The sequence below is a fragment of the Bradyrhizobium sp. STM 3809 genome (assembly GCF_000239795.1).
Taxonomy (GTDB): domain Bacteria; phylum Pseudomonadota; class Alphaproteobacteria; order Rhizobiales; family Xanthobacteraceae; genus Bradyrhizobium.
Window position 1 is genome coordinate 1 of the sequence record NZ_CAFJ01000568.1, and the last position, 1,178, is coordinate 1,178.

Genomic DNA, 1,178 nt, shown 5'->3' on the forward strand with positions numbered 1-1,178 from the left:
GTCCGACATGCCCTCTCCCGCAAGGGGAGAGGGCGCAGTCACGGGCTTCGCGTTCGTGGTGAGTTGTAGGATGGGCCAAGGCGCGTCCGTAGTTTATCGGCTCGCTCCGAGACGACGGACGTCGTGCCCACCGCTCACGCGCAACTCTGCTGATGGTGGGCACGCGCCGCCCGCGGCGTCGCTTTGCCACCCTACGGACTTTCGTTGCTTGTACAGCAGCATCCGCTGCGCGATACAGCGCCCTCTCCCCTTGCGGGAGAGGGCATGTACGGCCTATCAGCGCCTGCGGTTGGGTGAGGGGTCTATCTCCGCGAGTGGCGCTCGTGGAAACATACCCCTCACCCGAGCGAATTTGCGGCGCTATCCGACATGCCCTCTCCCGCAAGGGGAGAGGGCGCAGTCACTGGCACCGCGTTCGTTGTCAGTCGCGACTTTCGAACGTTCGCGCACGAGGTCATGCGCGTCCGCACTTGTCCGCATTGCTCCGGGAGAAAGCGGATTTTTCCACTGACATGGCGTGGGACGCCGCTGCTACGCATGAGGTCCTCCACGGACCCGCCCTCGATGCAGCACGACAGAACGTCATCTCGCTCGTCAGACAACACTTCCAGCGCCGCCGCCATCTGGCCGCCGCTCCGTCCCTTCATCGCCGCCGAAGCCCGCCTCGCGGCCCGCGCGTCCGCCACGCCCAGCACCGCCTTCCTCTACGGATTCCTCCGCTTCGGTGTGAAGCAGGCTTGGGCCTGCCTGTTCGGCGGTATCGCGGTGGTGCTGATGCTGGCGACGTGGCGGTTCTATCCAGCCCATGCGTCGCTCGCCCGCTACGATTTCCTCTTCCTCTGCATGCTCGGCGTCCAGGTCGCGCTGCTCGCGCTCGGGCTCGAGACGTGGGAAGAGGCCAAGGTCATCCTCGTCTATCATCTCGTCGGCACAGCGATGGAGCTGTTCAAGACCGCGACCGGTTCGTGGATCTATCCCGAGCCGAGCCTGATCCGGCTCGGCGGCGTGCCGCTGTTCTCCGGCTTCATGTATTCCTGCATCGGCAGCTATCTCTGCCGGGTCTGGCGGCTGTTCGATTTCCGCTTCACTGGCCATCCGTCACGGCGCTGGCTGATCGCCTTGAGCGCCGCGGTCTATCTCAACTTCTTCACCGACCATTACGGGCTGGATCTGCGGCT

At 64.9% G+C, this 1,178-nt stretch carries 1 protein-coding gene; it reads left to right on the forward strand.

Features of this window, described 5'->3' with window-relative positions; all coding sequences use genetic code 11:
- Positions 1-564: 564 nt before the first annotated feature.
- On the forward strand, positions 565-1,178 hold a 614-nt coding region (locus tag BRAS3809_RS25925), incomplete at its 3' end, for a DUF817 family protein (protein ID WP_035658619.1).